The 26967-nt window shown below is 50.0% G+C and carries 22 protein-coding genes; 11 read left to right on the forward strand and 11 right to left on the reverse strand.

Features of this window, described 5'->3' with window-relative positions:
* Positions 1–510 precede the first annotated feature (510 nt).
* The 3 genes from FJM74_RS22485 to FJM74_RS20980 are packed head-to-tail and all read left to right on the forward strand — an operon-like array spanning position 511 to position 1660.
* Positions 511–1080: a glycerophosphodiester phosphodiesterase family protein gene (locus FJM74_RS22485; RefSeq protein WP_241739279.1), complete on the forward strand. Its 570-nt coding sequence runs from the start codon at positions 511–513 to the stop codon at positions 1078–1080.
* Positions 1081–1089: 9 nt separating this feature from the next.
* The gene (locus FJM74_RS20975) at positions 1090–1332 is read left to right on the forward strand and encodes a hypothetical protein (protein ID WP_187264608.1); all 243 of its coding nucleotides are present in this window, start codon (positions 1090–1092) and stop codon (positions 1330–1332) included.
* 49 nt (positions 1333–1381) lie between these two features.
* On the forward strand, positions 1382–1660 hold the full coding sequence (locus FJM74_RS20980; protein WP_187264609.1) for a PI-PLC domain-containing protein: 279 nt from the start codon (positions 1382–1384) through the stop codon (positions 1658–1660).
* A 113-nt stretch (positions 1661–1773) separates the two neighbouring features.
* Here FJM74_RS20980 and FJM74_RS20985 read toward each other — a convergent pair whose 3' ends face one another.
* Positions 1774–2337 (reverse strand): hypothetical protein, encoded by a 564-nt coding sequence (locus FJM74_RS20985; protein ID WP_187264610.1) that lies wholly within the window; start codon positions 2335–2337, stop codon positions 1774–1776.
* A 277-nt stretch (positions 2338–2614) separates the two neighbouring features.
* Between FJM74_RS20985 and FJM74_RS20990 the strand changes: the two genes are divergently transcribed.
* Positions 2615–3241, forward strand: coding sequence for a cytochrome c oxidase subunit 3 (locus FJM74_RS20990; protein ID WP_187264611.1), 627 nt, complete (start codon positions 2615–2617; stop codon positions 3239–3241).
* A gap of 4 nt (positions 3242–3245) precedes the next feature.
* Here the strand turns inward: FJM74_RS20990 and FJM74_RS20995 are convergent, their stop codons facing one another.
* Positions 3246–5429, reverse strand: coding sequence for a gliding motility-associated C-terminal domain-containing protein (locus FJM74_RS20995; protein ID WP_187264612.1), 2184 nt, complete (start codon positions 5427–5429; stop codon positions 3246–3248).
* A gap of 539 nt (positions 5430–5968) precedes the next feature.
* On the opposite strand from FJM74_RS20995, the gene FJM74_RS21000 reads away from it, so the two are divergent.
* Positions 5969–6367 carry a hypothetical protein gene (locus tag FJM74_RS21000; protein WP_241739280.1) on the forward strand — a complete coding sequence of 133 codons (399 nt, stop codon included), beginning with the start codon at positions 5969–5971 and terminating at the stop codon, positions 6365–6367.
* A 155-nt stretch (positions 6368–6522) separates the two neighbouring features.
* Here the strand turns inward: FJM74_RS21000 and FJM74_RS21005 are convergent, their stop codons facing one another.
* The 3 genes from FJM74_RS21005 to FJM74_RS21015 all read right to left on the reverse strand — a co-directional run bounded on the left by FJM74_RS21005 (position 6523) and on the right by FJM74_RS21015 (position 8960).
* Positions 6523–6954 (reverse strand): DUF2147 domain-containing protein, encoded by a 432-nt coding sequence (locus FJM74_RS21005; RefSeq protein ID WP_187264614.1) that lies wholly within the window; start codon positions 6952–6954, stop codon positions 6523–6525.
* Positions 6955–7750: 796 nt separating this feature from the next.
* Positions 7751–8125, reverse strand: coding sequence for a hypothetical protein (locus FJM74_RS21010; RefSeq protein WP_187264615.1), 375 nt, complete (start codon positions 8123–8125; stop codon positions 7751–7753).
* A gap of 205 nt (positions 8126–8330) precedes the next feature.
* Positions 8331–8960: a C40 family peptidase gene (locus FJM74_RS21015; protein WP_187264616.1), complete on the reverse strand. Its 630-nt coding sequence runs from the start codon at positions 8958–8960 to the stop codon at positions 8331–8333.
* 426 nt (positions 8961–9386) lie between these two features.
* Here FJM74_RS21015 and FJM74_RS21020 point away from each other — a divergent pair, with 426 nt between their 5' ends.
* Positions 9387–11198 (forward strand): M61 family metallopeptidase, encoded by a 1812-nt coding sequence (locus tag FJM74_RS21020; RefSeq protein WP_187264617.1) that lies wholly within the window; start codon positions 9387–9389, stop codon positions 11196–11198.
* 625 nt (positions 11199–11823) lie between these two features.
* Complete coding sequence (locus FJM74_RS21025) at positions 11824–12258, forward strand: hypothetical protein (RefSeq protein ID WP_187264618.1); 435 nt, start codon at positions 11824–11826, stop codon at positions 12256–12258.
* Positions 12259–12289: 31 nt separating this feature from the next.
* Here FJM74_RS21025 and FJM74_RS21030 read toward each other — a convergent pair whose 3' ends face one another.
* The 3 genes from FJM74_RS21030 to FJM74_RS21040 all read right to left on the reverse strand — a co-directional run bounded on the left by FJM74_RS21030 (position 12290) and on the right by FJM74_RS21040 (position 15486).
* Positions 12290–13714 (reverse strand): Glu/Leu/Phe/Val family dehydrogenase, encoded by a 1425-nt coding sequence (locus FJM74_RS21030; protein ID WP_187264619.1) that lies wholly within the window; start codon positions 13712–13714, stop codon positions 12290–12292.
* Positions 13715–14265: 551 nt separating this feature from the next.
* On the reverse strand, positions 14266–14874 hold the full coding sequence (locus tag FJM74_RS21035; RefSeq protein ID WP_187264620.1) for an FKBP-type peptidyl-prolyl cis-trans isomerase N-terminal domain-containing protein: 609 nt from the start codon (positions 14872–14874) through the stop codon (positions 14266–14268).
* Positions 14875–15141: 267 nt separating this feature from the next.
* Complete coding sequence (locus FJM74_RS21040; protein ID WP_187264621.1) at positions 15142–15486, reverse strand: hypothetical protein; 345 nt, start codon at positions 15484–15486, stop codon at positions 15142–15144.
* A 770-nt stretch (positions 15487–16256) separates the two neighbouring features.
* On the opposite strand from FJM74_RS21040, the gene FJM74_RS21045 reads away from it, so the two are divergent.
* Genes FJM74_RS21045 through FJM74_RS21055 form a run of 3 tightly spaced genes read left to right on the forward strand, consistent with a single transcriptional unit; the run spans position 16257 to position 19513 of the window.
* Positions 16257–17105, forward strand: coding sequence for a UDP-2,3-diacylglucosamine diphosphatase (locus FJM74_RS21045; protein ID WP_187264622.1), 849 nt, complete (start codon positions 16257–16259; stop codon positions 17103–17105).
* Positions 17106–17133: 28 nt separating this feature from the next.
* On the forward strand, positions 17134–18123 hold the full coding sequence (locus FJM74_RS21050; RefSeq protein ID WP_206684078.1) for a glycosyltransferase family protein: 990 nt from the start codon (positions 17134–17136) through the stop codon (positions 18121–18123).
* A gap of 46 nt (positions 18124–18169) precedes the next feature.
* Positions 18170–19513, forward strand: coding sequence for a GH1 family beta-glucosidase (locus FJM74_RS21055; protein WP_187264623.1), 1344 nt, complete (start codon positions 18170–18172; stop codon positions 19511–19513).
* 358 nt (positions 19514–19871) lie between these two features.
* Here the strand turns inward: FJM74_RS21055 and FJM74_RS22605 are convergent, their stop codons facing one another.
* From FJM74_RS22605 to FJM74_RS21065, 3 genes are all read right to left on the reverse strand, one after another.
* Positions 19872–20003 carry a hypothetical protein gene (locus FJM74_RS22605; protein WP_262890450.1) on the reverse strand — a complete coding sequence of 44 codons (132 nt, stop codon included), beginning with the start codon at positions 20001–20003 and terminating at the stop codon, positions 19872–19874.
* Positions 20004–20178: 175 nt separating this feature from the next.
* Complete coding sequence (locus FJM74_RS21060; protein WP_187264624.1) at positions 20179–23589, reverse strand: methylmalonyl-CoA mutase family protein; 3411 nt, start codon at positions 23587–23589, stop codon at positions 20179–20181.
* A gap of 415 nt (positions 23590–24004) precedes the next feature.
* Complete coding sequence (locus tag FJM74_RS21065) at positions 24005–24715, reverse strand: LuxR C-terminal-related transcriptional regulator (RefSeq protein ID WP_187264625.1); 711 nt, start codon at positions 24713–24715, stop codon at positions 24005–24007.
* Positions 24716–25160: 445 nt separating this feature from the next.
* Here FJM74_RS21065 and lepA point away from each other — a divergent pair, with 445 nt between their 5' ends.
* Positions 25161–26945 carry a translation elongation factor 4 gene (lepA, locus tag FJM74_RS21070; RefSeq protein ID WP_187264626.1) on the forward strand — a complete coding sequence of 595 codons (1785 nt, stop codon included), beginning with the start codon at positions 25161–25163 and terminating at the stop codon, positions 26943–26945.
* Positions 26946–26967: the final 22 nt, after the last annotated feature.

Genomic DNA, 26967 nt, shown 5'->3' on the forward strand with positions numbered 1-26967 from the left:
ATATTTCTTTAGAGTAGGTTCTAACTGGCTTAGCTGCGGCTGACCCGGTGCCCTTGCGCTATTTTGTTGCATGGCTAAGGCGCTGAGCGCTCACGGCTGGGGAAGGGGCCCTATAAAAGCGAGGCCTCGTCTCTGGCCATCGGCGCTGCACATCTTTCTTGCCCTGCGGGCAGCCTGCGGCACCGAAAACCTGTGAATAGAGGGCCCCTTCCCCCGGCGCCTCAAGCCGGGGACTGGGGTTTGGGTTATAGCCTGCTCAGGTCATTCATTTCCAAATCTTCTCATCTGCTAATTTCCAACTTGAAAAATTTTAAAATTGAATAATTAGCACATTAAACCATCAGCACATTCAACTAAATTATTTCAATCAAAAAGCCCCTCCCGAGCCTCCTGAGCTTCTGCCGCTGCTCCTGCTGCTGATGTGCTGGCACAAATGCTGCTGTGCCGGTGCTGACTGGGAAGTATGATGTAAAATGCTGAAATTTTTTCGCTTCTAAAAAACGACGCTGCATGATGAAACACCTGAAATTCTGTATCCTGGCCTTGGCAGGTGCCTGTTTGCTTGGTTGTCCAAGTTTGCGGGCACAAGGTTCTGTCAGGCTCTCTAATCATACGTTTACTCCCGGCCACAAAATAATTGGAAAGGTAACAGTGGCAGATAATGAAAAACCGAAAGTTAAACTGGCAGGTGTGAGCGCCCGCCTGTTCTCTATCGACAAGAACCCCCAACTAGTTGCCCGTAAAGCTTTTGCTGAAAACGATACGGCCAGCTGGCACTATGTGGTACTTGTGTCAGGATCTGGAAAAGGAGCCACAACAGACACGGTCCGGGTTGTAAAAGATGAGTTTCTCCAGAACCCGGCAATGGCGCACAGGGGAGCCTGGAAACAAACGAGTGCTACAGCAAATCCTGTGGGGGCTTTACAGTACGCCATTAAACTAGGCTGCGCCGGAAGCGAATTCGACGGGCATATGTCTGCCGACTCGGTCTTGTTTGTGTTTCATGACCATGTGATACAGGGAAAAACGATTGAAGAGACTGCCGCTGCTGAACTAGCGCTTCGCCAAATTAAAAGTTAGAAATTCAAAATGATGGCCGTTAGGTTCGCTGGTAGCTTTAAAACATTAAAATTATCTAAAGATCAAATTGGAGGAGCACTAGCGCAGCTAAAACTGGTAAATGGGGAGTTTCTGCCAACGCTGGAAGCTTACCTGCAGGAAGGAATGAAGCAAAACAAAACCCGCCTGATCCTTGAAATAAAACCGTCGGGCCTCGGCAAAGAGCGGTCGCTGGTCCTAGCCGATAAGGTAGTGCAACTGGTGCGGAAGTAGTTGGGTAGATTCTATCAGCTTTGATTACGATATCCTGAAAAGGATACTTGTGCTGGACCATTACGCTAGGGTAGCCTACCTGAAAGGCGATGTGCCCCCTGCAAATCTGGCCCAGGGTAAGTTCTACGGACTTGATTACCATGTCAGCCTTTTCTTAAAATACCCGGAGTGGGTGGAGCAGGCCAGGCAACTGAAAATTTCCTTAAACTACTGGACCGGAAACGACCCTGTGCAAATAGATGCCCTGCTGGCCGAAAGTGTTGATTTTATAACAACCGATGAGCCCGAGATACTACTGGAGAAAATAAGCCGGCAAGCCGCCGCGTAGTTGCCCTTGCCAACCGTTAAGCGGCGGCAGCAGCCAAGGTTGCTCCCGGGGGGCTTTTTCGTTAGAATAATTTGCTAAGGGCAGCTGCCCTTCCATTACTGCCTGCTTGGTCCTTACCTCGGGAAAAACTCCACCGAGCGGGCATTCTGGATGGCAAAGCGAACCCGGCCTGTGAGCATGGAGGTATATTTGGCTGGTATCGCAATGCTGTACTCGGGCAAAATCAGTTCAAAGGTGGTGGCAAGTTTTAGGGAGCGCTTATCTGGCGTAAACACAACAGGCGCCGTAATGTTAACAGGCATGTTTTGGATGAACATGCCGATACCCCTGTCGAGCCTTTCGGTGTACAGGTTCCCGGCGTTTATTTTTTCTTCGGGCGCCTCAATCTGGATGTGTAATTCTGGGTAATTTGCCGCAAAAAATATATCTTGTGGTAGCACAGCCGGGCTATAGTTGTTGAGAGGCAGCAGGGAGGCTACATGAATGATGCACTCAATTTTCTGCGTGTTTTCGTTGTAGCGCACCAGCATCTCGCTGGTGCTGTATTCGTATAGGCTACTGTCGCCTTCTATAGTGATAAAAATGCTGTTGTCGTTTGTATAAGTTACATGGCGCTGCGCGTTCGAAAGGGTGGTAACGGCGAGCAGCAGCAACCCTAAAACCGAAAATTTAAACATGTGCGTTGTCCGTTTTGTTATTATAGAGCTAACGCAAAAACGAACGTCCCGGCTGTTTTTCTGAAATTCTTTTGAATCAAGAAATATAGAATTTGTTATATTTTTTGATTTTTTAGCGGTATGCCCTAGGCGCAGGTGTATTGTTTTGGAAGACTTTATATTTAATGCGCAATAGTACAACTAACGGTAGTCAGAATAGGTATAAAGTAGCAAACGGATTTTGTAAATGGCACCTTTGGAGACTTAATAAATAAAGGTAATCTCCCTCTTCGTTACAATGGATCAGGATAAGAAAAATAAAGTACACTCGGGGCAGCGGTCGGCTTTCAGCAAAATCGAGAAAATGCATCCCATCCGGATGCTGCTGTATTTGAGCATGATAGGCATCGGGATTTTGTTCTTTGTGTTGGTGGTGGCCTTTATTCGTACCGGCGGATTCAGTGTGGCAAGTTTCCAGATGCCCAAGCTGTTTACTGTGAGTACCCTGCTGTTGCTTTTCAGCAGTTACACCATCAGCAAAGTATCGCGCTTCTATAAAAAAGACAAGCTTCGCAAAATGACACGCTACCTGGGCCTGACGCTGGGGCTGGGGCTTGCCTTTATCGTGACCCAGTTTATAGGCTGGCGAGAAATGTCTGCCTCTGGGGTGTATTTTACCGGCAAGGCCTCAGGCACTTATCTGTACCTGATCACGGCGCTCCATATTCTGCACCTGGCAGGGGGGGTCATTTTTCTGTCGTACCTGTTCTTTAAAACGGCACATGTTGTTACAGACGGCATCAGAAGCCTTATTTTTATCCGCGACCCTTACCGCAGCCTCCAACTCAGCATGCTCACTTCTTACTGGCAGTTTATGGATTTTCTTTGGCTGGGACTTTACCTGGTCTTCCTTTTCCTGATGTAAGCATCTATTTCACCAACGTAACAGCACCCTTAAACTTGTTGGTGCGATAATCGATTACGTAATAATACACTCCCGCATTTACGTGTTTGCCATCCCAGCGGAAGCCCTGCTCCGTGCTGCTGTAGACCTCTTTGCCCCACCTGTTAAAAATGGTAATGTTCTGGAAACTGCCGGTGCACACATTGGCCGGTAGGGTAGGCATTCCAAAATAATCGTTCAGCCCGTCGCCATTCGGCGTGAAAATATTGGCCGGCAGAAACTCCTCCAGGTCCGGCACCTTCACTTTAAATTCCAGTGCAATGGTTTGCACAGGAGAGGCAACACAGGCATTCTCGCGCAGGTTGAAATTAACCCGAACAGATCCCCTCTCAAATATCTCGCAGTTGGCCGTCATGTTAAACTTTGCCGCTGCGTTGCCAGTACCATTCTGGGCTGTAAACGTCATGCCGTAATCCGCCAGGTTAAAGCCGTCTCCTACCGCCTCCAGCGTAAGGGCATGCAGGTCTGTATCTTCTCCCAGGAAGTTGGCTTCGTAAGGTTCGTTCAGTTCCAGTTCATATAAAATTGCCTGTTTGTCGCTGGTCATTACTGGTGGGGCATTGGCGTAGCGGGTGCGGACTTCAATGAGTTCTTTTGTGGTTACCATTCTGCCGCACGACTCGGAGGTAACGGTAAACTCGATCTGGTAGGTGTCTTTTTGCAGGGCCTGGCAGTCTATTATCCAGTTAAAGTCTGATGTGAGCGGCCCTGCCCCTTGCCTGGGGTTAAAGGTAACTTTTTGAGAACTCAGATTGAAACCCACACCTACTGCCGCCATTGAAATCACATCGCGGTCGGGGTCGTCGCCAGTAACATGAAAGGAGATGACATCTCCTTCCTCTACCGCAAAAACACGGTCGGGTGTTGATAGCGCTAGTGTGGGAGGGGCGTCGGGTAAGGGTTCTACCAGGAACCGGAGCCGGAGTGTGTCCAGTTTTGGTAAGCTGCAGCCATCATCGCGCACAATAAAGTCGAGTTCATACACCTGGCCCTTTGTATCATAACAAAGCGGGAAGCACACGGTGGCGGTAAGAGTGTCTGCGCCTGTTCCTGCATTTACAACGCCGGAGGTATTGCCTTCCACCGTAAATGAATCGTCGGTAAAGTTAACGGGCCTGGTAAAGAAAACCAGTGGCTCTTTGGGGTCCGGGTCGGTAAAGTAAATGTCGATGCAGCGTTCGCCGGTAGGGCTTATCCGTAGTACCTCGCCGTTATTGTAGTATTTTTTGGTGCCTCTTTCTGTGGCCAGAATTTTGGGCGGTTCATTTCGCTGGCAGTTCAGAACCAGTAGCTGAAAGTCGCGTCTTATTTCGCCGATCTTCTTCCCATCCCGGAACTCTTGGCACCGCACGCTGAAAACAAATAAGCCGGTGGTGCTGGGCCGTACGATCAGCCGCCCCGTTTGAGGGTCGATTTTAATGGCCGGTGAGCCCAGAATCTGATTGGAGGTAGAATAGCCGTTTTGCCACATAATAGTGCTGAAAGGAGCTCTGGAAGGGTTGGGCATAGGATTGAACTGGCTGCTTGATCCGTTGAGAGGAGTGGCCATATCGTAAACCAGCGAGTCGCCATCCGGGTCAGTGCCTCCAAAATCGAAATAGAACAGCTCATCTTTGCAGGCGTAGTCGCTCAGCGGCGGAAACAGGACGGGGGATGAATTTTTAAATACCTGCCTGTCGCGCACCACGGGAGGGAACTCCATATAAAAAGCCTGTGCAGCTGACTCTGGCGCGATAATGTTGTTGATGGTCTGGTTGCGGCAGCAGCGCTCCCAAACCACGTAATATCCCTGGGGGTGAGTGAACAGGCTCGGGTCCAGCACTATATCTTCGTGGTAAACGATTTTGCGGGTTACCAGTTCTCCCACAGTGCAGTCTATGTTAGTATAGGGTACCAGCGACTGCGTCTTAATTGTCATCTGGCGGGTCATCATCTGCCGGTTAGACGCCTTCTCGAAAATGCCCACCGTGATAATAGGATCCAGGGCACCCGGGTTGCCGTTTACCACGTCGAAATAAAGGTTTAAGGTAAGCCGGTAGTTATAAGCCGCTAAATGCCTCAGCTCAAACTCGCCCCCGACAATGTGAGTAGCAGAAGCACTTAGAGCTGTAAATAAGAAGTAAAATAATAAAAGTAGCTGCTTTTTCATAGCGTTAAGGGCAGTGCTGCTGATTGTTCTATTTTGACTCAATATAACCTAAAATAGTGGAATTTAAAAGCTACAAAATTATACAACAGCACCAGCAGAAGAATAAATTTACCTGCAGGAAGCCTAGAACCTCAAGTTCCATTGCCATCGCTCTCTGTTGCCTTAGATAAAATAAGTGAGTACAAGAAATTTAGCAGACGAAGGTCAGATTCTGATCATTTAAAAAACTAATGCAGGTTATTTCCGTTTAATCGCTTTTGAACGCTCGTTTAAAATAAAATCATAGATACATCCTCTAATCACCGGATCGGGGTAAGTTAACGATACAGGCCCGAGGTGCATGGCGTCCCGAAGGCTCCGGCATGCCATCTGCAGGCCAGACTTACCCATGCCAGGTTATGTGCTTACTTCTGTGGGATCTTGCTCTGAGGTTCCACTTTATTATAATTTAAAAGATTTGCCTTACGACTGAAAACATGCTTACACAAGAATTAGAACTAAAGAAGAGGCTCCTCCAGGAGAGCTCCAAAATCCTAAATATGCAGATTCAGGCCGCAAAAGAGGCTATGGACGATGCGCAGGAAAGTGCCAACGAACACCAGGGAGCAATGGAAGACAGATTCGAGTCTTTCAGAGAAGCCTGCCAGATTCAGCGCGACATGTATGCCCGCCAGCTCGATGAACTGATTACCACCATGGGTATGCTCCGGCGCATCAACGCGACTAAAGTCAACCATGAGATTTCTTTAGGGGCCGTTGTGCTTACAGAGCTGCAGAACTACTTTATTGGGGTGAGCCTGGGGGAAATTAAGATGGAAGGTGACTCCTTTTTTGCCATCTCCGGTATGTCTCCAATTTACAAGGCCATGGCTGGGAAAACTTCCGGCGACACCTTTGTTTTCAGAGATAAGGAATATAAAATCCTGCAGGTTTTTTAAGTACAGATATTTATTCTGGTTGGTTTAAAAAAAAGTATTCATTGGTATAACCTTTTCATTTTAAATCAGTTAATAAAATTGTAAAGGGTTGAAAATGGAAAAGGTTAGCAGCTTTGCTAACCTTTTCCTATTATGGTTTTTGTGCCGGTGAGCCTTTATTTTACCCTCGTCCAGCTTTGGGATCTGCCTATCAACGAAATCCCGATATATCCTTTTACTTCCATTTTATCTTTGCTTTCCATTTTCATGAAGCAGGAATAGGTTTTTCCGCTTTCCGGGTCGTAAATCGTACCGTTGTCCCATTTGTTGTTTCCTGCGTATCCAAAACCTTTCAGGAACTCCAGCCCTAATAGGGGGCGCTTACGAAGATTTTTGTTTGGGTTATTATCGTCCAGCTTTGGTTTTCCGTTGCGGGTGGGTTCTTTCAGTGTAACTATTTTCCCGCAGAGCTTATCGCCGCACTTGTAAATTTCAAAACGGGCTTTCCCCTCCTCGTTTGTCCAGACACCCACCGGCGACAATGACTGCGACCAGGCGTAGCCTGAAACAAACAAGAGTAAAGCAAGCACAAGTAAACTCCTTCTCATATTTCAAAATGTAGTTAGGTTCCAGATTAAATTTAAGCATTTTAAGAAAAAATCAACAATGATTTCTCTTCTTTCAGTTACTAATGCGATAATGGTGCCGGAAAATATGAGTAAGCGGCACTAAATCAGATTTTTAAGACCTTGGTGTATTATCCTGGTAGCTAGGCAGAAGAAGATATGAAAGTATCTGGAAGGTTGTAGGGCCGGCTAAACATTCTGCTCGAAACGAAGCAGGCAAGCCATGCACAAGATCAAGACAAGTTTCTTTCTATTTTCTTAATGCCATTAACCGGTCGGAAAGGTGCTGCCAGCGCCGCGATGGCTTTTAACGCGTGATTAAATGATTATCGTGTTGATTATGAGTAAATTATAGAAAATGTTCTATTGCTATTTTTAATATACTAGAGTCTGAGGATTTTATGGTAAAAATATTTATAAAAAACTTTTGATTCAGTTGTGAACTTATCTGTAAAATTATACCTTTAAGACAATGAAAGTAGCGAGTGCTACGGCTTTGAATCCGGTTGCTTAAAAATTTTTGATTGCAAATCGCTCAGAGTTTATGTCGGACTAAAGAGAAAGGAGGTGCTATGTCTAATCCCACACAAGTCTTAGTAAGCCAAGGTAATAGTATTCACTCAAAAGGTGAGTCGGCTTAGTAAGCAGTGTTCACTGCTTATGCAGTAATTTGCCTTTAGTCTTCGGATAGTTCTATGGTATAACCAAAGAGCTGCTTGTTAAGATTAAGTAGGATTTATAAAGCCTGATGTACCCAAGGGTACGTCAGGCTTTTCTTTTAGAGGTCATCTTTAAAAATCGTATTATCTTTTTTGCGGCGCTCCCTCAGGAACGTGCCGGTATAGAAAGCTGCCGCCACAAAGCAACTGATGCCCATCAGCAGGTACAGGAGGTCATCTATCCGCCAGGCACTGTGCTCGAAGTCGATTAGCAAGACAAATATGAAACCGGCAACCAGCGTCGTGGCCGTAACCGTGTTCCCTACAAACTGGTTGTGCTTGCGCAGGTGCCGGGTACAGGCTAAAAGCGCTATGCCAAGAGCAGGTGCCACAAGGGCCACAGGGGCTGGTACACTGGTCACGAAATAAGCCGTGAGTCCAGCAATGAGCAGCACAAACGCATTAATGGTGTTGACGACATAAGGGTGTACCATGGTGGTATGTTTTAGATATTGCAGATAAATCCTTACCGGATTCCAAAAATCTCTACTACAGAGCAACTGCCCCGGAATATGGTTTACGGAACATTGCCTGCCAGTATTCTCCTGTCAGCTTTCGCTTCAGCTACATTAGAATACAGCCATGGTTTACTGTACGTGAAAAAAAGGAATAGTTTCAGATTATGGCGAATAGCGCAGGCTACTGCTCCATAACACGTCTGGCCTGCAAAAAGCGCTCGTCGTACCCGGTCCCTTCTACCTGGCTGATCTTAACACCGCCGTTGGAAGAAGAATGCACAAAGGAGATGGTGTCGCCGGGGGAGGAGATGACGATGCCCACATGGCCGGGAGTGCGGTCGTTCTTGTCTGTTCCGGTAAAAATAAGCAGGTCACCGGCGCGCACTTCTTCTTTCGGTACCTGGTAGCCATCTTCGGCCTGGAGGGAAGAGGATCGGCCCACCCCGACACCTGACTGGTCGTACACATAGCTTGTGAAGCCGGAGCAGTCGAAACCGCTTTCGGAAATGCCGGCATACTCATAAGGAGTCCCGATGAGGCTGAGGGCATAATCGATCAGTTCCTGTATTTCGCCTTCTGCTGCCTTTATTGCTGGCTTATCAGTTGTCGACTTTTCAGCTTTTAAAGCTACAGGGGCTTCTGGTAAGGGTGCGGCTTCTGCTGAAGCTGGTATAGACGTAACTTCTTTATAATCAGTAGTGGCTACATTTGCATTGCCTTTGGCAGCATTTGCGGGGCGGGGCTCTCCTACAGCCAGAAATAAAACTAGGAGCAGGACAGGCGATATAAAAATAAGCAGTATCTTTTTCATAGGTGTCAGGGTTTAGTGGAACGTACAGGCTGATGCCTTCTGGTATTTAACACGATAACAGGTGTGGTATCTGCCAGACCAAGGTACCGGTATGCTAGTATAACATAAATTGCACCAGAAATGGTTTAATCCCGGAATTTCTACACCTTTCAACAAAAATTTAATTTTTTTAATTTGCTGATAATCAGTCGAATGTAGTAAAATTAAAACGCGGGTATTTTAACTAAAAAGGAGCCCTGTTTTCAACCACATCGGTTTATACCAGGTTTGAGCTGTTTTGTAAAAGCGGATTTTTTGTCGTAAAATGCCTGCTTTAGCTCCAAGAGTAATTATTTCCCGGCCCTGTTGCCTTTTCATAAACAGAAGGCCAATTAATAATGGGGAGAGCGATTTAACCTTTTAAAAACCAACCCTATCACACCTGCCATGCCTGCTCCTAAGCGACTGCTTTTTGCTTTATTTCTCCTTGTGTTTCTATGTCATTACCAGGCGACTGCTGTTCTGGCCGCTCAGCTTCAATATACTTTGTCGATGCCAGCGCCCCATACTCACTATTTCGAGGTGGAGCTGGTGCTGTCTGGCGCTAATAGAAAACCTTATATTGATTATAAAATGCCTGTTTGGGCACCAGGGTCTTACCTGATCAGGGAGTTCCCCAAAAACGTGGAAGGCTTTGAAGCGACAGACAAGGCCGGCAGGGTGCTGAAAATAGAAAAAACAGACAAGAATACCTGGCGCGTTTACTCCCAAAAGGCTGCCGAGATACGTGTATCTTATAAGGTATATGCCTATGAGCTCTCCGTGCGCACCAGCTACCTGGATGCCTCGCATGGCTATGTAAACGGCACCAGCGTGTTTATGTATCCGGAGGGTTACCAGCAGCAGGCTGGGCAGCTGGTGGTAAAGCCTTATAATGGCTGGAACCGCATTTCTACGGGGCTCCACAGCACAGGTCGCTTCACCTACGAGTTTCCGGACTACGATGTGCTGGCCGATTCTCCGCTGGAAATTGGCAACCATGAAGTGCTGACCTTTATGGCGGCGGGCGTGCCGCACGAGGTCGCCATGTATGGCCCGGGCAATTTTGAACCCGATCGGCTGCTGGCCGACATGAAAAAAGTGGCGGAGACGGCTGTGCGTATTTTTGGGGAGCTGCCGGTAAAGCGCTATGTTTTTATTGTGCATAACCTGCAGCGGAGCGGAGGAGGCCTGGAGCACCTGAACTCGACCACCTTGCAGACCACCCGCAACGGCTATGGAACTGAGAGCGGTTATGCCGGTTTTATGAACCTTGTGGCGCATGAGTATTTCCACCTCTGGAACGTAAAGCGCCTCCGGCCGGAGCCGTTGGGGCCCTTCGACTACAGCCGCGAAAACTACACCTCGCTGCTGTGGGTGGCAGAGGGGTTCACGAGTTACTACAGCCATGTCATCAGCCTGCGGGCAGGTATCATTACGCCACAAAAGTTCCTCGACACGGTCTCGGGCAGCATTCATGCCGTAGAGAATACGCCGGGCAACATAATACAATCGGTAAGCGAGGCCAGTTTTGATGCCTGGATCAAAAGTTACCGACCCAACGAGAATTCCCGGAATTCTGAGGTGTCTTATTACACCAAAGGCCATGTGCTGGCGCAACTGCTCAACATGGAGATTATGAAAGCCACCAACGGCGAAAAGAGTCTGGATGATGTGATGCGGTTTATGTACGACCGGTACTACAAGCAGCTAAACCGTGGATTTACGGAGCAGGAGGTGAAAGAGGCGCTGGAACTGGTGGCAGGCAAAAAGCTGGATGGCTTTTTCAGAGATTACATAAACGGGACTAAAACCCCGGACTACAACAGTTACTTTGAGGCAGCTGGTTTGCAGCTCGTGAACCTGAATGAAGGCACCACCCGGGTAAACTGGGGCGCCACAGCCACACCTGCCGATGGAAAGCTGATTATCAGGAGTATAAACAGGGGAAGCAGTGCCTGGCATGGTGGGCTTAATGTGCAGGATGAGCTGCTGGCCCTAAACGGAATCCGTGTAGCTTCTGTAGATGAGCTTGCCGCCTGGCTCGTGACCCGCTCAGTGGGCGAACGGGTGGAGGTGCTCATAAACAGAAGCGGCCTGTTACAAACGCTGGAGGTGCTGCTGCTGCAGGATGAGAGCGTGCGCTACAAGTTCGAACAGGTGTCTGAACCGGACGAGAAGCAGCAAAAGATTTTTGAGAAATGGCTTAACATTCGCTGAGGCAGCCTGTTTTGAACAGCCGGTGTGCAACTTCTTTCTCAGGGAGGTGGCGCACCGGTTTTTTGTTAACTGCTGAAATCTGATCCCTGCAATCGTGCTCCGGAGGGCTATTTTTATTTGAATAATTCATGCCTCCAGACATCAGCCAATTGCCTGTTCGATCTGATGCTGCATAGCGGCATCCCTCTCCAATACTTGTTGAGAGCAGCAGCAGGAGTAGCAGGAGGCTCCGGAGGGGTATTTTCATTGGAATAATCTATGGAGCCAAATCAAACCGTTAGAAGCCGCTCCCTTCTGTTTTAATGCCTGATCGTTGTCTTGCCTCCGCCCGAAAGGATCGGGTAGGCTGCCCGTCTTGCGTTTCTATAGCAGCTGCTTGTTCTCTGGTTATGGCCTTTGTCTTTTTGCCCGCAACATATCCTGTAAATAGAATAAAAACCCACTCAAAAGCTGCGCCTTATCTAAACAATGCCGGGACATGGAACACTGTCCTTTCTTCTCTGGCTGCAGCCGCACCCGCCAAAGTCAGGTTCGTACCTTGGCGTATTATTAGTGGAAATAAATTTGCACAATATGGTTATTAATCTTAATTTAAACCATTGTTTTACCTGGCTCATAAGTAATTATGGTTATAAGCTCTACTCCGGTTGCCAATATTGAGTATTGGTCAGAAATAGAAGCGCTGTTTATTTCATGGATCTCAACGCCCGATATCCAATCTTTCAAAAAAGTGTATAATCTTGCCTTTGATTTTGTGGCGGAACATAAGGAGGTCCGGCTTTTTTGTGCAGACCAGACCCGCAGTGGTGCCTTTGGCCCGGAGCATGAGGCCTGGCTGTTATTTGACTTTAACAGTCGGGTTTACAGCTTGCTGCAGGAGGATATTTATGTCGCCGTGGTATTCACTGAAGACCATTTTAATGCCATCGTAAACAATTACCAGCTATACAGGTCTGATTCGCAGCCGAATTTTATTCACTTCAATTATTTTACCCGGTTGCAGGAGGCGCAACTGTGGCTGCAGGCCATAAAAAAAGGCCAGGATAAGATCTTGTCTTAAGCTGGCCTTCTGCTGGCAAGATCTTAAAAGGTCAGGGGAATATGCCCAGCGCCTCGTAGCTTACACCAATTTTCTCGATGGCTGTCAGGAAAGCGGCCGTGCGCAGGCTCTGTATCTTTTGCTGGTCCATCACGTCCCTGATTTCGTGGTAGGCATTGATCATGGTGTCTTCCAGCCCGGAGCGCACCAGGCTGATCTCATCGGCACCCTGAATCAGGAGCGCCCTCTCCTGTGGCGACAGGCTTTTGCCGGACGAAGACTCGATGGCGTTTACCAGGCGGCGGTGGCTGGCTTCCTCGGCTCTCTTGCCCATGCGGCCAAACCGCACATTCGACAGGTTCTTCAACCATTCAAAATACGACACGGTTACCCCGCCGGCATTCAGGTAAAGGTCCGGGATAATGACAACGCCGCGCTGCAGCAAAATTTCCTCGGCGTTGCGGGTTACAGGACCGTTGGCACCTTCGGCCACAATTTTGGCTTTGATATGGGGGGCATTGTCTTTGTGTAACTGGTTTTCCAGGGCAGCCGGTATCAGAATGTCGCAGTCAGCTTCGAGCAGCTCAGCAGAGTTCTCAAAGTTTTTGGCGTTTTTAAAGTTCAGGATGGAGCCCGACTCGGTTCTATGCTTAAAGGCTTCTTTTACATCAATGCCGTTGGGATCAAAAATGCCGCCTTCTCTTTCGGCGATGCCCGTTATAATGGCCCCGTCCTGCTGGCAGAAAAGTGCCGCATGATAGCCCACATTTCCTAAGCCCTGCACAATAATGCGCTTGCCTTCCAGGCCGGAGCTGCCGAGCCCCTTGCCTTTCAGCAATTCTTTGTCGAGCAGCGCTTCGCGGATACCGAAGTATACCCCAAGGCCAGTTGCCTCGGAGCGGCCCCTGATACCGCCCTGCCCCACGGGCTTACCTGTAACACAGCCCAGGGCGTTTGCGTCGCCGTACTTAAAGGTTTGGTAGGTGTCTGCGATCCAGGCCATTTCGCGGCTGCCCGTGCCGTAGTCTGGAGCCGGCACGTCAATACCCGGTCCAATCAGGTTTTTCTTGATCAGCTCGGTAGCGAAGCGGCGGGTCACTTTTTCGAGCGTCTTGACAGAGCTGGTGCGGGGGTTTATTTTAACGCCGCCTTTGGCGCCTCCGAAGGGCACGTCTACCACAGCGCATTTAAAAGTCATGAGGGTGGCCAGTGCCTTCACTTCATCTTCATCTACCTGAATGCTGTAGCGGATGCCGCCTTTGGAGGGCAGTTTATGATGGCTGTGCTGCACCCGGATGCCTTCCACCACTTCTACTTTTCCATCAATCTCAACCGGAAACGAAACTTTGTACACGCTGTTGCAGGCTTTTATCTGGGCTAAAATGCCGGGATCTAATTTTGAGTAGCTGGCAGCGGAGTCAAAAAACTGGTGTACACTGTCTAAGAATCTTTTTCCTTCGTTATGATTGTTTCCCATAAATGTAGGTTTTAGTTATTATATAATTTAGAACGGTAGCGCTGTGTATTTGTTTGATTTTAGGTGCACGTACGCTGGCACAGAATCAGGGCAAAAGCCGGCGAATGCAGGCTGATTTTTTGAGTGTATGCCATATTATTGGGAATGCATATATTTAGTGGTTCCATCGCTCATAGCTGCTGTTCTATCCGGTGCCCTTATGATGTTTTGTTGCATGGCTGAGGCCCTAAGCGCGCACGGCTGGGGAAGGAAACTCAAGCCAGGGATTGGGATTCTTCAGGTAGCCCACTGAGGCCATTCATTTTCAACTCTTCTCATCTTCAAATTTCCAAATTGAAAAATTAGCCCATCAGCACATTAATCCCTTAGCACATCGCACCAAATTACTCTAATGAAAACAGCCCTCTAGAGCATTCTGCTGCTGTTGCCCTGGCTTTAACTTTGAGTTTGCTTTCTGGCAGTAGAGGAGGCAGAGTTTGCCTCACAGCCGCTTTAATAAATAAAAGGAGACGCTACAAACGCCTCCTTTTTTTAAGTGGTTCTATCGGACCTTAATTTACCGACAAAAGTTCTACATCAAAAACCAGTGTTGTATTGGCTCCGATAACGTCGCCGGCACCCTGGGCGCCGTATGCCAGTTCCGAAGGCACGAAAAGTCTCCATTTGGCTCCTTCCTTCATCAGCTGCAGCGCCTCTGTCCAGCCGGCAATTACGCCGTTTACCGGGAAAGTGGCCGGTTGGCCGCGCTCATAAGACGAGTCGAAAACAGTACCGTCTATCAGGGTGCCATGGTAGTGGGTGGTTACCTTGTCAGAGGAGGAAGGCGATTTGCCAGTGCCTTCTTTCAGCACCTGGTACTGCAGTCCGCTCGGGAGCGTTTTAACACCTTCCTTGTTTTTGTTCTCTGCCAGGAAAGCCTCGCCGGCCTTTTTATTCTCGCCGCCCTGGGCACCTTGCTTCTGGCTCATTTCCTGTTGCAGCGCCATCATGGCCTGCTGCACTTCTGTTTGGGAGAGGGAAGATGGTTTTCCTGCCAGCACTTCTTTCAGGCCTGCCACAAATGCCTCGGCTTCAATCTCTATGCCTTGCTTGGTGAGGTTGGTTGCCATGTCGCGGCCGATAATGTAGCTGATCTTGTCTTTGGTGTTTTTCAATTCCATAATAAATGATTAGCGCACCTGCAGGTGCAATTAAACTAATATACGTTAGTTTTGCAACGATATTCTGCAAAGCTAGGCATTTAGTTTAAAACGAAAAGGGGAGGTATTGGTTTGTTGGGCGGAATGAGTTGAAGGACTTGGAGTTAGCTGGTTTAAATATTTTATGGCGGGTACCCGGCTTTGGTGGGAATTACTAAAACGGAGGGCAACGAGCAGGGAAAGGAAAACTGGTTGCCGAGTCGGAGCCTGGTACTTCCAGAAATTTGTTTATTTGCCTGAAACAAAAACGTCCCATTCGGCTTTGTCTTTTCCGCCTTCGGAGTAGAAAAGATTCTTCAGCAGGTATACAGCCGGTACCGCGCATAAGCAGAAGAGCAAGACAATCCTTATAACAGCGATGGTGTTCTCTAAAATATCTGCCGACCAGAGTAGCAGCAAACAGTTCATATGAAAAATAATAAACCCCATCAGGCAGGCACTACCAAGCAACAGGTTCTCCTTAACACCTCCAGATTTTCCGGCTGTCTTCTCCGCATCCCAGAGCAGCAGACCGAGGATTAGAAATATAATCAGCAGCAAGAGGATGCAATAACCAAATATGAGCTTTTCCATACTGCAAAGGAGGCACCTTACTATAAACTGGCGGTAAGGATAAGGTTACGGTTTTGTAAATCATGTTGGTGGTTTGGTCAGGAGAAGCAACAATCAGGGAAGCTGACAGGCGTATAGTCATCAGCCTGCAAATTAATTGCGACGAAGTGTTACTAGTGAAGGGAAAAGCAGCAGCAGTAGAACCCTCTGTAGGGGCATTTTCATTAGAATAATTTGGAGTGATGCGCTAAGGGATTAATGTGCTGCTTTGCTGATTTTTCAATTTGAAAATTTGAAGATGAGAAGAGTTGAAAATGAATGACCTGAGCGGGCAATCCGAAAAATCCCAGTCCCTGGCTTGAGTTTCCTTCCCCAGCCGTGCGCGCTCAGCCCCCAGCCATACAACAAAACATCATAAGGACACCGGATAGAGCAGCAGCTAAGACAGTTGGGACCTTCTTTATTGAAGTATTACTATAGCATTGCCCCAAAACAGGTTATGTACTCAAATACCTTTTGTAGCCTCAGCCATAGATGAGGCAAATATATCTGGGAAGAGGTGTGGTAACTATTTCATAACCAGGAGGAAATATTGGTGTAATACCCAGTTTGTAATTTCGTGCATTGTTGGTTGGAATGAAATTGTTCAAGAAAAAACAAAGCATATGAAAAAGCTACAGAAGATCGCCCAGCTGGTGTCAGGCAGATTGCTGAACATGTTCCTGTACCGCCTGCACTCCTTCAATTCTCCTTTTAAGTTCAACAGGGTGTCAGGTTAATCTGATAGAAGAATGGCTAAAAAACGGAATGTAGAGCTGGTGGTGATATCGGACGTGCACTTGGGTACCTATGGCTGCCATGCCACCGAACTGCTGCGTTACCTGAAGAGCGTTAAACCAAAGACGCTGGTGCTAAACGGAGACATTATTGATATCTGGCAGTTTAGCAAGAGCTACTGGCCCGTAGCCCATATGAAAGTGGTAAAGCACCTGCTGAGCCTCATGACCAAAGGCACCAGGATCTATTACGTTACCGGCAACCACGATGAAATGCTGCGCAAATTTGTCGGTTTTAAGATGAACTCCTTCCAGATCGTGAACAAGCTGGTGCTGAACCTCGATGGCAAATCGGCCTGGATCTTTCATGGCGATGTGTTCGACGTGACCATGCAGCATTCCAAATGGCTCGCCAAGCTGGGGGCCGAAGGCTACGACCTGCTGATCCTGCTCAACCGGGTAGTTAATTTTTGCTGCCTGAAGCTTAACCGCGAAAAAGTTTATCTTTCCCGCAACATCAAAAACAAGGTAAAGAGCGCCGTTAAGTTCATCAACAACTTCGAAAAAACAGCCTCCGACATTGCTATTTCCAACGCCTTCGACTACGTGGTATGCGGCCACATCCATCATCCTGAAATCAAGAACATCACCAACACCAAAGGCAGCGTGATTTACCTAAACTCCGGCGACTGGATAGAGAACCTGACGGCGTTGGAGTACCAGGCAGGGGAGTGGAAGCTTTACAGGTACCACGAGGACCTGGACCTGCAAACACTGGAAGACGATACTGCCGATCAACCTGACGAAACAAACACGCAACTTTTTGAGCGCCTGATGGTGGAGTTTAACCTGAAATCAGCTTGAAAATTAATTCGGAACAATCCATTACAAGATGTTGAAGATATTATACGCTATTCAGGGTACCGGCAACGGGCATCTGACGCGGGCGCTTGATATTATTCCTGCCCTGCAAAAGCTGGGGGAAGTAGACCTGCTGGTAAGTGGCTGCCAGGTTGATCTGGCGCTGCCTTACCCCATCCGGTTTCGGCTCCGTGGCGTGAGCTTTATTTTCGGGAAAAGCGGCGGGGTGGATTTGTACAGAACTTTCTCTCAACTTAATTCCAGAAGCTTTTATAAAGAGGTAAGGCAGCTGCCCGTAAGCGAATACGACCTGGTGATTTCTGATTTTGAGCCGGTCTCTGCCTGGGCCTGCACGCTGGCAAAAAAGCACTGTGTCGGATTAAGCAACCAAGTGGCAGTCCTGAACCCGCATGTGCCAAAGCCTCAGGAAACCGACCTGGTGGGGAAGCTTATACTACGCAATTATGCTCCTACAGCGGCTCAGTACGGCTTTCATTTTGCCCGCTTCCACCATACCATTTATACTCCCATTATCCGGAAACAGATCAGAGAATTGGCGGTGTCTGACCAGGGGCACTACACCGTGTACCTGCCTGCCCACGATGACCTCAAGATCGTAAACAGGCTCTCGCAGCTGAAGCAGGTGGAGTGGCAGGTTTTTTCGAAGCATAATCAGCAGCCTTTCAGGTTAGGAAACGTATGGGTGCGGCCGGTGCAGCAGGAGGCTTTTCTTGCCAGCATGGCATCAGCAACGGGTGTGCTTTGTGCCGCCGGGTTCGGTACGCCATCGGAGGTGCTGTTTCTGAAAAAGAAGCTGTTGGTAGTGCCTATGAAAAACCAGTTTGAGCAGGTGTGCAATGCAGCGGTGCTGCAGCATATGGGAGTGCCAACTTTGAAGAATATCAAGAAAAAACACCTGCCGGCCATGTATGAGTGGGTGTCAGCAGGGCAGCCTGTAGCAGTAGATTACCCCGATGAGACGGAGGCACTGGTACAGCGCATTGTCCGGGAAAACACGTAAGAACCAGACAAAATAATCATCAATAATTCTTTTTAACATATAGTCATTGAATAAGAACGCATTTGGCGAAGACTTCAATTGGGGAGTTTCTACGGCAGCCTACCAGATAGAGGGGGCACACGAGGCGGAGGGAAAAGGTGCCTCGATCTGGGATGTTTTCTCGGGCACCAAAGGGAAAGTGAAGCTGAACCATAACGGCAACCTGGCCTGCGATTTTTTTAACCGCTACCCCGACGACCTGCAGCTGATGCAAATCATGCACATCCCCAACTTCCGGTTCTCCCTGTCCTGGTCGCGCCTCCTTCCCGACGGCTACGGCCGGCTGAATAAGGCTGGGCTGGATTATTACAACCGCCTGATCGACCATTGCTTAGAACTGGGCATAACGCCCTGGGTAACCTTGTACCACTGGGACCTGCCGCACGCCCTGGAGATGCAGGGGGGCTGGACCAACCGTTTGGTGCTGGAGTGGTTCCAGGAGTACGCTGCCCTTTGCGTCAGTCAGTTCGGTGACCGGGTAAAGCATTGGATGGTGCTGAACGAGCCGATGGTGTTTACCGGCGCTGGCTATTTTCTGGGTGTACACGCACCGGGTCGGCGTGGCTTCGGGTCTTTTGTGCCAGCCGTGCACCATGCGGCCCTCTGCCAGGCCATCGGTGGCCGCACCATCCGGAGCCTGCAACCAGAGACGACCATTGGCACCACCTTCTCCTGCTCCTACATAGAGCCTTTCCGGCCGCATGAAAAAGATGTGCGCGCAGCCCGGCGCGTAGATGCCCTGCTCAACCGGCTGTTCCTGGAGCCTGCGCTGGGTTTGGGCTATCCTTTGGATGACCTTAAATTTATGCGTCGGATAGAGAAGTACATGCAGCCGGGCGATGAGGAGATGCTTGCCTTTGATTTTGATTTTATTGGCGTGCAGAATTACACGCGCGAAGTAGTGAAGTACTCTTTCTGGACGCCCTTTCTGCAGGCTAGCCTGGTGCCGCCCCGAAAGCGCAACGTGCCCTACACGCTCATGAACTGGGAGGTTTACCCAGAGAGCATTTACCACATCCTGCAGCAGTTCAGCCGTTACCCCAACATACCCAAACTCATTGTAACCGAGAATGGAGCCGCCTTCCCGGACCAACTGCTAAACGGGCAGGTGCACGATCCGCAGCGGGTAAGCTTTCTGCAGCAGTACCTGCAGCAGGTGTTACGAGCCAAAGAGGAGGGAGCAAAGGTAGCAGGCTACTTTGTCTGGTCTTTTGTTGATAATTTTGAGTGGGCCGAGGGCTACGATCCACGTTTCGGGCTGGTGCATGTGGATTACGAAACACTGCAGCGCACCATCAAAAGCTCAGGCTACTGGTACCGCGATTTCCTGCAGGGAAAAGCAACTTTATAATACTGGCCAGCAGTAGCAGCAGAAGGAAGGCCTCCTGAGGGGCATTTTTATTCGAATAATTCGGTTCGGGGCCACCTTGTATCAGGTAAGTCGTAACGTGTTACCAACAGATAAGAAACAAAGTTCAACCAGAGCCAGCAAAAAAGTACCTCTAGTCAGGACCAGCATTTGATTTTACCACTTCTACACAAAGCATGCCCAGGAGCCTTTTGCAGGTCTGTTTGTAGCAGTAGTATGGGAACTGCTACATCTTCCGTACGGAATAGAAAATTCGTACTTGTCCGATGGAGTCGGGGCAGAAACTGGGCAAGCAGAAAGTGGTAAAGAAAATGTATTTTAAAACAGGGTAAATCAGGACCTATAAATACAGGTGGTAATCTTCGTCCTTCAGGTCGATGTCGAGGTTTGCCGGTACCATAATGCTTTTTAGCAGGAAGCCTAACGTTGTACCGAGTACCAGGAAAGAGGAGATGGTAGATATCTTTTTCATGATTATAACAGCTTATGTATGGAGTCTATTTCCATAACGCTATTATAATGATTTTGTTGCTAACGTTCGTTAGTTTTATGAAAAATATTTTTGCACCGGTTTTTACAGGCTCCGGGTCTTCTGAAAACGCTTGCTTTAGCCTGTAACAGAAGTGCCCGAAGCCTGCAAAACTACCTTACATGTTTCGGCGGTACTGGCCTCCTACGGCAAAAAGCGCATTGGTAATCTGACCCAGCGAGCAGTATTTTACCGTCTCCATCAGTTGCTCAAATACGTTGCCGTTGTGGATGGCCACCTGTTGCAGCTCCCGTAGCTGCTCCTGCGCCTTGTCGGCGTGCCTGTGGTGCAGGTCTTGCACCATCTTTATCTGGTACTGCTTCTCTTCTTCGGTAGCCCTGATCACTTCTTTCGGGATAACGGTAGGGGAGCCCTGCGAAGACAGGAAAGTGTTCACGCCGATGATCGGGTACTCCCCGTTGTGCTTCAGCGTTTCATAATACAGGCTTTCCTCCTGGATCTTGCCCCGCTGGTACATGGTTTCCATAGCGCCCAATACGCCTCCACGCTCTGTTATACGGTCGAACTCCTGCAGCACCGCCTGCTCTACCAGGTCTGTCAGTTCCTCAATGATAAATGAACCCTGGATCGGGTTTTCGTTCTTCGCCAGCCCCAGTTCCCGGTTTATGATCAGTTGGATGGCCATGGCCCGGCGCACCGACGCTTCGGTAGGCGTGGTGATGGCCTCGTCGTAGGCATTGGTGTGGAGCGAGTTGCAGTTGTCGTAGATAGCGTAAAGAGCCTGCAACGTGGTACGGATGTCGTTGAAATCGATCTCCTGCGCATGCAGCGAGCGGCCTGAGGTCTGGATGTGGTACTTGAGCATCTGCGAACGGGCATCGGCACCGTACTTGTGTTTCATGGCCTTGGCCCAGATGCGGCGCGCCACCCGCCCGATAACCGCATACTCCGGATCGATGCCGTTGGAGAAGAAGAAGCTCAGATTAGGCGCAAACTTGTTGATGTCCATGCCCCGGCTCGCATAATACTCCACAAAAGTAAAGCCATTGGCAAGTGTAAAGGCCAGCTGCGTAATGGGGTTGGCACCAGCCTCTGCAATGTGGTAACCCGAAATAGACACAGAGTAGAAGTTGCGCACCTGGTGGTCGATAAAATACTGCTGCACATCACCCATCAGGCGCAGCGAAAACTCCGTGCTGAAGATGCAGGTGTTCTGCGCCTGGTCCTCTTTCAGGATATCGGCCTGCACGGTGCCGCGTACGGAGGCGAGGGTGCGTTCTTTGATAGGTGCATATACCTCCGCTGGCAGCACCTGGTCGCCGGTTACGCCGAGCAGCAGCAGGCCTAATCCGTCGTTGCCGTTTGGCAAAGGGCCCTGGTAGTGCGGACGTTCTTCACCTTTCTCTTTGTAGATAGCATCAATCTTCGCGTTGATCTCCTCTTCCAGCCCGTGCTCCCTTATATACAGCTCACACTGCTGATCGATGGCGGCATTCATAAAGAAGCCTGTCAGGATCGCAGCAGGCCCGTTGATGGTCATGGAGACCGAGGTCATGGGGTGGGAGAGGTTGAAGCCGGAGTAAAGCTTTTTGGCATCGTCGAGGCAGCAGATGCTCACGCCGGAGTTGCCAATCTTTCCATAAATGTCGGGCCTGAAGTCGGGATCCTCGCCATACAAGGTCACCGAGTCGAATGCGGTGGACAGGCGCTTGGCTGGCATCCCGAGGCTCACGTAGTGGAAGCGGCGGTTCGTACGCTCAGGGCCACCCTCACCGGCGAACATGCGGGTCGGGTCTTCACCTTCGCGTTTAAAGGGGAACACGCCGGCCGTGTAAGGGAATTCACCCGGCACATTCTCCTGCAGGTTCCACTTCAGCAGATCGCCCCAGGCCTCGTAGCGTGGCAGGGAAATCTTAGGGATATCAAGCTGCGAAAGCGATTTGCTGTGGGTCTTTATCTTCAGCTCCTTGTCGCGGACTTTAAAGATGTAGAACTCATCTTTATACGACTGCACTTTCTGCTGCCAGTTCTCCAAGATTCTTTTGTTCTGCCCGTCCAGTTGCAGCTCCTGCTCCGCGTAAGCCTGCTCCAGCTGATTCACCAGTCGGTCTTTGTCCTCTATATGCAGCCCCTGCACCGCCTCAATGGATTTGCGGATGCCGTATAACTTCTGCGCCGTCTCGGCCTGCTCGCGGCTCCACTTGTCGTAGTTGCGGATGGTTTCGGAAATTTCGGAGAGGTAGCGGGTGCGGCTGGGCGGTATGATGAACACTTTCTCCGACATCTCGTCCGTCACGTCCAGCTTCGACTCAAACGAAAGGCCTGTTTTCTCGGAGATCCTGGCCATCACCGCTTTGTAGAGCTGGTTCATGCCGGGATCGTTGAACTGCGAGGCGATGGTACCGAACACCGGCAGTTGGGCATCGTCCACGTCCCAGAGCTGGTGGTTGCGCTTGTACTGCTTCTTCACGTCGCGTAGCGCATCAAGGGCGCCACGCTTATCGAATTTATTCAGGGCGATAATGTCGGCAAAGTCGAGCATGTCTATTTTCTCGAGCTGCGTAGCGGCGCCGTATTCAGGCGTCATCACATACAGGCTCGTGTCAGAATGCTCCACAATCTCGGTATCGGACTGGCCAATGCCGGAGGTTTCCAGAATGATCAGGTCGAAGCGGGCGGCCTTCACAATGTCCACGGCGTCCTGCACATATTTGCTCAGGGCCAGGTTGCTCTGGCGCGTGGCCAAAGAGCGCATGTACACCCGGTCGCTGGCGATGGCGTTCATCCGGATTCTGTCGCCGAGCAGGGCGCCTCCGGTTTTGCGCTTCGAGGGATCAACCGAAACAATCGCTATTTTTTTGTCGGGGAAGTCGAGCAGGAAGCGGCGCACCAGCTCATCTACCAGCGAAGATTTTCCGGCTCCACCTGTTCCGGTTATGCCCAGCACCGGGGTTGTTTTTTGGTCTGCAGGAGCTCTACCTCCAGCTGCGGCCTGGCTGATGAGCTGCTGCTTCACTTTTGCGAACTCCTCAGGGTAGTTTTCGGCTGCCGAGATCAGGCGGGCGATCGATTTGGCGTCTTTCTGCTGCAGGTGCTGCACCTCGCCGTTCAGGTTGTTACCCGTCGGGAAGTCGCATTGGCTGAGCATGTCGTTGATCATGCCCTGCAGGCCCATGGCGCGGCCATCATCAGGCGAGTAGATGCGGGCAATGCCGTAGGCGTGCAGCTCTTCGATCTCTTCAGGCAGAATAACCCCGCCGCCACCGCCGAAAATCCGGATGTGGCCGCAGCCGCGCTCCTGCAGCAGGTCGTGCATGTACTTGAAGTATTCCAGGTGGCCGCCCTGGTAGGAGGTAATGGCAATGGCCTGCACGTCTTCCTGAATGGCGCAATCCACTATCTCCTGCACCGAGCGGTTGTGGCCCAGGTGTATCACTTCTGCCCCTGACGCCTGGATAATGCGCCGCATGATGTTGATGGAGGCATCGTGGCCATCAAAAAGCGAAGCGGCTGTTACGAGCCGGATATGGTGCGTTGGTTTATAAATTTCAGTCTGAAGCGCTTGCATGGTTGGTGTCGGTATGTCCTGTGTATATAACGTACAAATGTAAATAAAAACAACGATCTAAGGCGCTGCGTTACAAGTTTTGCATTTACGAGCGTGAACCGTGTTGCTTTTTTGAGAATGTCGTAATGGAGGCAGGGGGTATTTCCTTCAATGCAGCAGGGAGGAGAGGCAAGTCGGCTTGCAGGATTCCGCGAGGAGAGAACTCGCCAGCATGAAAAACCACGAGCTGGAAGCTTGCGGCAGCATTAACTTTTATCGAATTGGAGATCACCTAAAATTACAGCCCTCAAATTATTCTAATGATTTTGGCCCTCCTGAACCATTGTCGCGTCAGGTCCTCTTTGCATACCGGAACAGCAGGTGTTGAAAGGCTTTAATGATTTGAATAATTGGTAAGCGGGTAAGACAGGGGCGCTTACCCAAGGCCGGCTTCACGGGCCAGAATGACCATTTCGGCCACGTTGCTGGTGCCCAGTTTGCGCTGAATATTTTTGCGGTGCGTCTCTACGGTGTGGTAGCTGAGGAACAGCTGCTCGGCAATGGCTCTGGTGCTCAGGCCCATGCAGATCATGCTCAGGATCTGCACTTCCCGGTTGCGGAGGTGCTTGATGAGGAGCTTGTTTTTGTTTTTCAGGTTCTCTTTAAGGGCGGCCACCAACTGCTCTTCGGTGTCCATTCTGGGGCTGAGGTCCACGTCTACGCACAAGACATCCTGCACATCGCCATGCTCATTTTTTCGGAAAGACTTGGCCCAGCCGGTGAACCACTTATACTCTTTCTCTAATTTATGTCTGGCCCTGAAGATGCCGCCATACTCAGCTCCGGTGAAATGCTTGTAATGCGCTATGCTGTTTTCCGGCACGGTCTGATCGTCGGGGTGGACAATTTCCTTCAGGTAGTGGAATCCGCCCTTCTCCAGTATTTCTTCCAGGCTGTAGCCCAGTGTCTCTTCATTGGTCTTGTTGCACCAGATCACGCCCTTGTCCACATCCGAAATATAGATGTTGGCGGGCACTTCATTTACAACTCTCTCCAGGAAATCGCACTTTTCTTTTGTTCGCGCTAATTCCTCTTCTAACTCCTTTATTTTCTGCAGTAAGTTATTGTCCGGTTTTTTTTCTGCCATACACGTTCTATAGAAGACCTTCATATTGCGATGCTACCGGCTGGCAGCTTCTTTTAGGGAAAAATGGCTTCTGACACTAAAAATAGTAATTATTATACAGATGTCAATAACTATATTTCTGGCTGGCGTTACCTGTAATCCGGCTCGGGTATCAACCTGGAGACCAGCTTTTTTATTCCGGCAGCCTATGCTCTGGGCAGCGCTTAACAGGGCACTCGGGTGCAGCCGCAGCTATGGCAGGTCCTGAGGCGGACCCTGCACCTGTGCGGCCGGCGGGGCTCCGGAGGGCAGTTTTTATTCAAATAATTACCTGCCCCAGCGGTAAGGGGCAAACAGTTGGCCGCCAACAAAGCAGGGTACCCGTATGCAGGCCATAATTATTACGTTGGCTTAAAAAATCGATTTGAGCAGAATATTCTTAACTTTGTTTTCGTATTGATACTATATGAAGAACATCCGTAATTTCTGCATTATTGCCCACATCGACCATGGCAAAAGTACCCTGGCCGACCGACTGCTGGAGTTTACCCAGACTGTGGCGGAGCGTGAGATGCAGCACCAATTGCTCGACAACATGGACCTGGAGCGCGAGCGGGGCATCACCATCAAGAGCCACGCCATCCAGATGAACTACCGCTACAAAGGCGAGGACTATGTGCTCAACCTGATCGACACGCCCGGCCACGTCGACTTTTCGTACGAGGTGTCCCGCTCGATTGCTGCCTGCGAAGGCGCGCTCCTGATCGTGGACTCGTCGCAAGGCATTGAGGCCCAGACGATCTCGAACCTGTACCTGGCCATCGGCAACGACCTGGAGATTATTCCGGTGCTGAACAAGATAGACCTGCCCCACGCCATGCCCGAAGAGGTGTCGGACCAGATCATCGAGCTGATCGGCTGCGATAACGAAGACATCATCCTGGCCTCCGGTAAGGCCGGTATCGGCATAGAAGATATCCTGAACGCAATCTGCGACCGCATTCCTGCCCCGAAAGGCGACCCTGCCGCCCCGCTGCAGGCGCTGATTTTCGACTCCGTGTTCAACTCCTACCGCGGTATAGAGGTGTATTTCCGGATCTTTAACGGCACCCTGAAAAAAGGGGAGAAGGTGAAGTTCATCAACACGGGCAAAACCTACGAAGCCGATGAGATAGGGGTGCTGAAACTGAACCAGGAGGAGCGCAAGGAAATGGGCGCCGGAAACGTAGGCTACCTGATCTCAGGTATTAAAAACGCGAAAGAAGTGAAAGTAGGCGATACCATTACGCACGTGGATCGGCCCGGAGAGTCCATTCAAGGCTTTGAGGACGTAAAGCCGATGGTGTTCGCCGGCATTTACCCGGTAGAGACCAGCGAGTACGAAGAATTGCGCTCCTCCATGGAGAAGCTGCAGCTCAACGACGCCTCGCTGGTGTGGGAGCCGGAAACCTCGGCCGCCCTGGGTTTTGGCTTCCGCTGCGGGTTCCTGGGCATGTTGCACATGGAGATCGTGCAGGAGCGCCTGGAGCGTGAGTTCGACATGACCGTGATCACCACCGTGCCCTCGGTGCAGTTCCACGCCTACACCACCAAAAGCGACATGGTGAAGGTGAATGCACCTTCCGAGATGCCCGAGCCAAACTATATTGACCACATCGAGGAACCGTTCATCAAAGCGCAGATCATCACAAAATCTGAGTTCGTAGGGCCTATCATCACCCTGTGTATGGACAAGCGGGGTATCCTGAAAAACCAGACCTACCTGACAAGCGACCGGGTGGAGATGACCTTCGAGATGCCGCTGGCTGAAATCGTGTTCGACTTCTTCGATAAACTCAAGACTATTTCCCGCGGTTACGCCTCCCTCGACTACGAGCTCATTGGTTTCAGGGCATCGAACATGGTGAAACTGGACGTGATGCTGAACGGCGAAAAGGTGGATGCGCTCTCGGCCATTGTGCACCGCGACAAAGCTTACGACTGGGGCAAGCGCCTCTGCGAAAAGCTGCGTGAACTGCTGCCGCGCCAGATGTTCGAGATCGCCATTCAGGCCGCCATCGGGCAAAAGATCATCGCCCGCGAAACTGTGAAGGCCATGCGCAAGAACGTATTGGCCAAGTGCTACGGCGGTGACATATCGCGTAAGCGGAAGCTCCTTGAGAAGCAGAAAAAAGGGAAGAAACGCATGCGCCAGGTAGGCAACGTGGAAATTCCACAAGAGGCCTTCCTAGCTGTACTTAAGCTGGATTAACACTTTTAAAAAAAGCCCCGGC

Origin of the sequence: Pontibacter beigongshangensis (assembly GCF_014332515.1) — a bacterium.
Classification (GTDB): Bacteria; Bacteroidota; Bacteroidia; order Cytophagales; family Hymenobacteraceae; genus Pontibacter; species Pontibacter beigongshangensis.

Coding starts and splice junctions, on each gene's coding strand:
- FJM74_RS22485 (WP_241739279.1), top strand. CDS start 511: ATGATGAAACACCTGAAATTCTGTATCCTGGCCTTGGCAGGTGCCTGT.
- FJM74_RS20975 (WP_187264608.1), top strand. CDS start 1,090: ATGATGGCCGTTAGGTTCGCTGGTAGCTTTAAAACATTAAAATTATCT.
- FJM74_RS20985 (WP_187264610.1), bottom strand. CDS start 2,337: ATGTTTAAATTTTCGGTTTTAGGGTTGCTGCTGCTCGCCGTTACCACC.
- FJM74_RS20990 (WP_187264611.1), top strand. CDS start 2,615: ATGGATCAGGATAAGAAAAATAAAGTACACTCGGGGCAGCGGTCGGCT.
- FJM74_RS20995 (WP_187264612.1), bottom strand. CDS start 5,429: ATGAAAAAGCAGCTACTTTTATTATTTTACTTCTTATTTACAGCTCTA.
- FJM74_RS21000 (WP_241739280.1), top strand. CDS start 5,969: ATGCAGATTCAGGCCGCAAAAGAGGCTATGGACGATGCGCAGGAAAGT.
- FJM74_RS21005 (WP_187264614.1), bottom strand. CDS start 6,954: ATGAGAAGGAGTTTACTTGTGCTTGCTTTACTCTTGTTTGTTTCAGGC.
- FJM74_RS21010 (WP_187264615.1), bottom strand. CDS start 8,125: ATGGTACACCCTTATGTCGTCAACACCATTAATGCGTTTGTGCTGCTC.
- FJM74_RS21015 (WP_187264616.1), bottom strand. CDS start 8,960: ATGAAAAAGATACTGCTTATTTTTATATCGCCTGTCCTGCTCCTAGTT.
- FJM74_RS21020 (WP_187264617.1), top strand. CDS start 9,387: ATGCCTGCTCCTAAGCGACTGCTTTTTGCTTTATTTCTCCTTGTGTTT.
- FJM74_RS21025 (WP_187264618.1), top strand. CDS start 11,824: ATGGTTATAAGCTCTACTCCGGTTGCCAATATTGAGTATTGGTCAGAA.
- FJM74_RS21030 (WP_187264619.1), bottom strand. CDS start 13,714: ATGGGAAACAATCATAACGAAGGAAAAAGATTCTTAGACAGTGTACAC.
- FJM74_RS21035 (WP_187264620.1), bottom strand. CDS start 14,874: ATGGAATTGAAAAACACCAAAGACAAGATCAGCTACATTATCGGCCGC.
- FJM74_RS21040 (WP_187264621.1), bottom strand. CDS start 15,486: ATGGAAAAGCTCATATTTGGTTATTGCATCCTCTTGCTGCTGATTATA.
- FJM74_RS21045 (WP_187264622.1), top strand. CDS start 16,257: ATGGCTAAAAAACGGAATGTAGAGCTGGTGGTGATATCGGACGTGCAC.
- FJM74_RS21050 (WP_206684078.1), top strand. CDS start 17,134: ATGTTGAAGATATTATACGCTATTCAGGGTACCGGCAACGGGCATCTG.
- FJM74_RS22605 (WP_262890450.1), bottom strand. CDS start 20,003: ATGAAAAAGATATCTACCATCTCCTCTTTCCTGGTACTCGGTACAACG.
- FJM74_RS21060 (WP_187264624.1), bottom strand. CDS start 23,589: ATGCAAGCGCTTCAGACTGAAATTTATAAACCAACGCACCATATCCGG.
- FJM74_RS21065 (WP_187264625.1), bottom strand. CDS start 24,715: ATGGCAGAAAAAAAACCGGACAATAACTTACTGCAGAAAATAAAGGAG.
- lepA (WP_187264626.1), top strand. CDS start 25,161: ATGAAGAACATCCGTAATTTCTGCATTATTGCCCACATCGACCATGGC.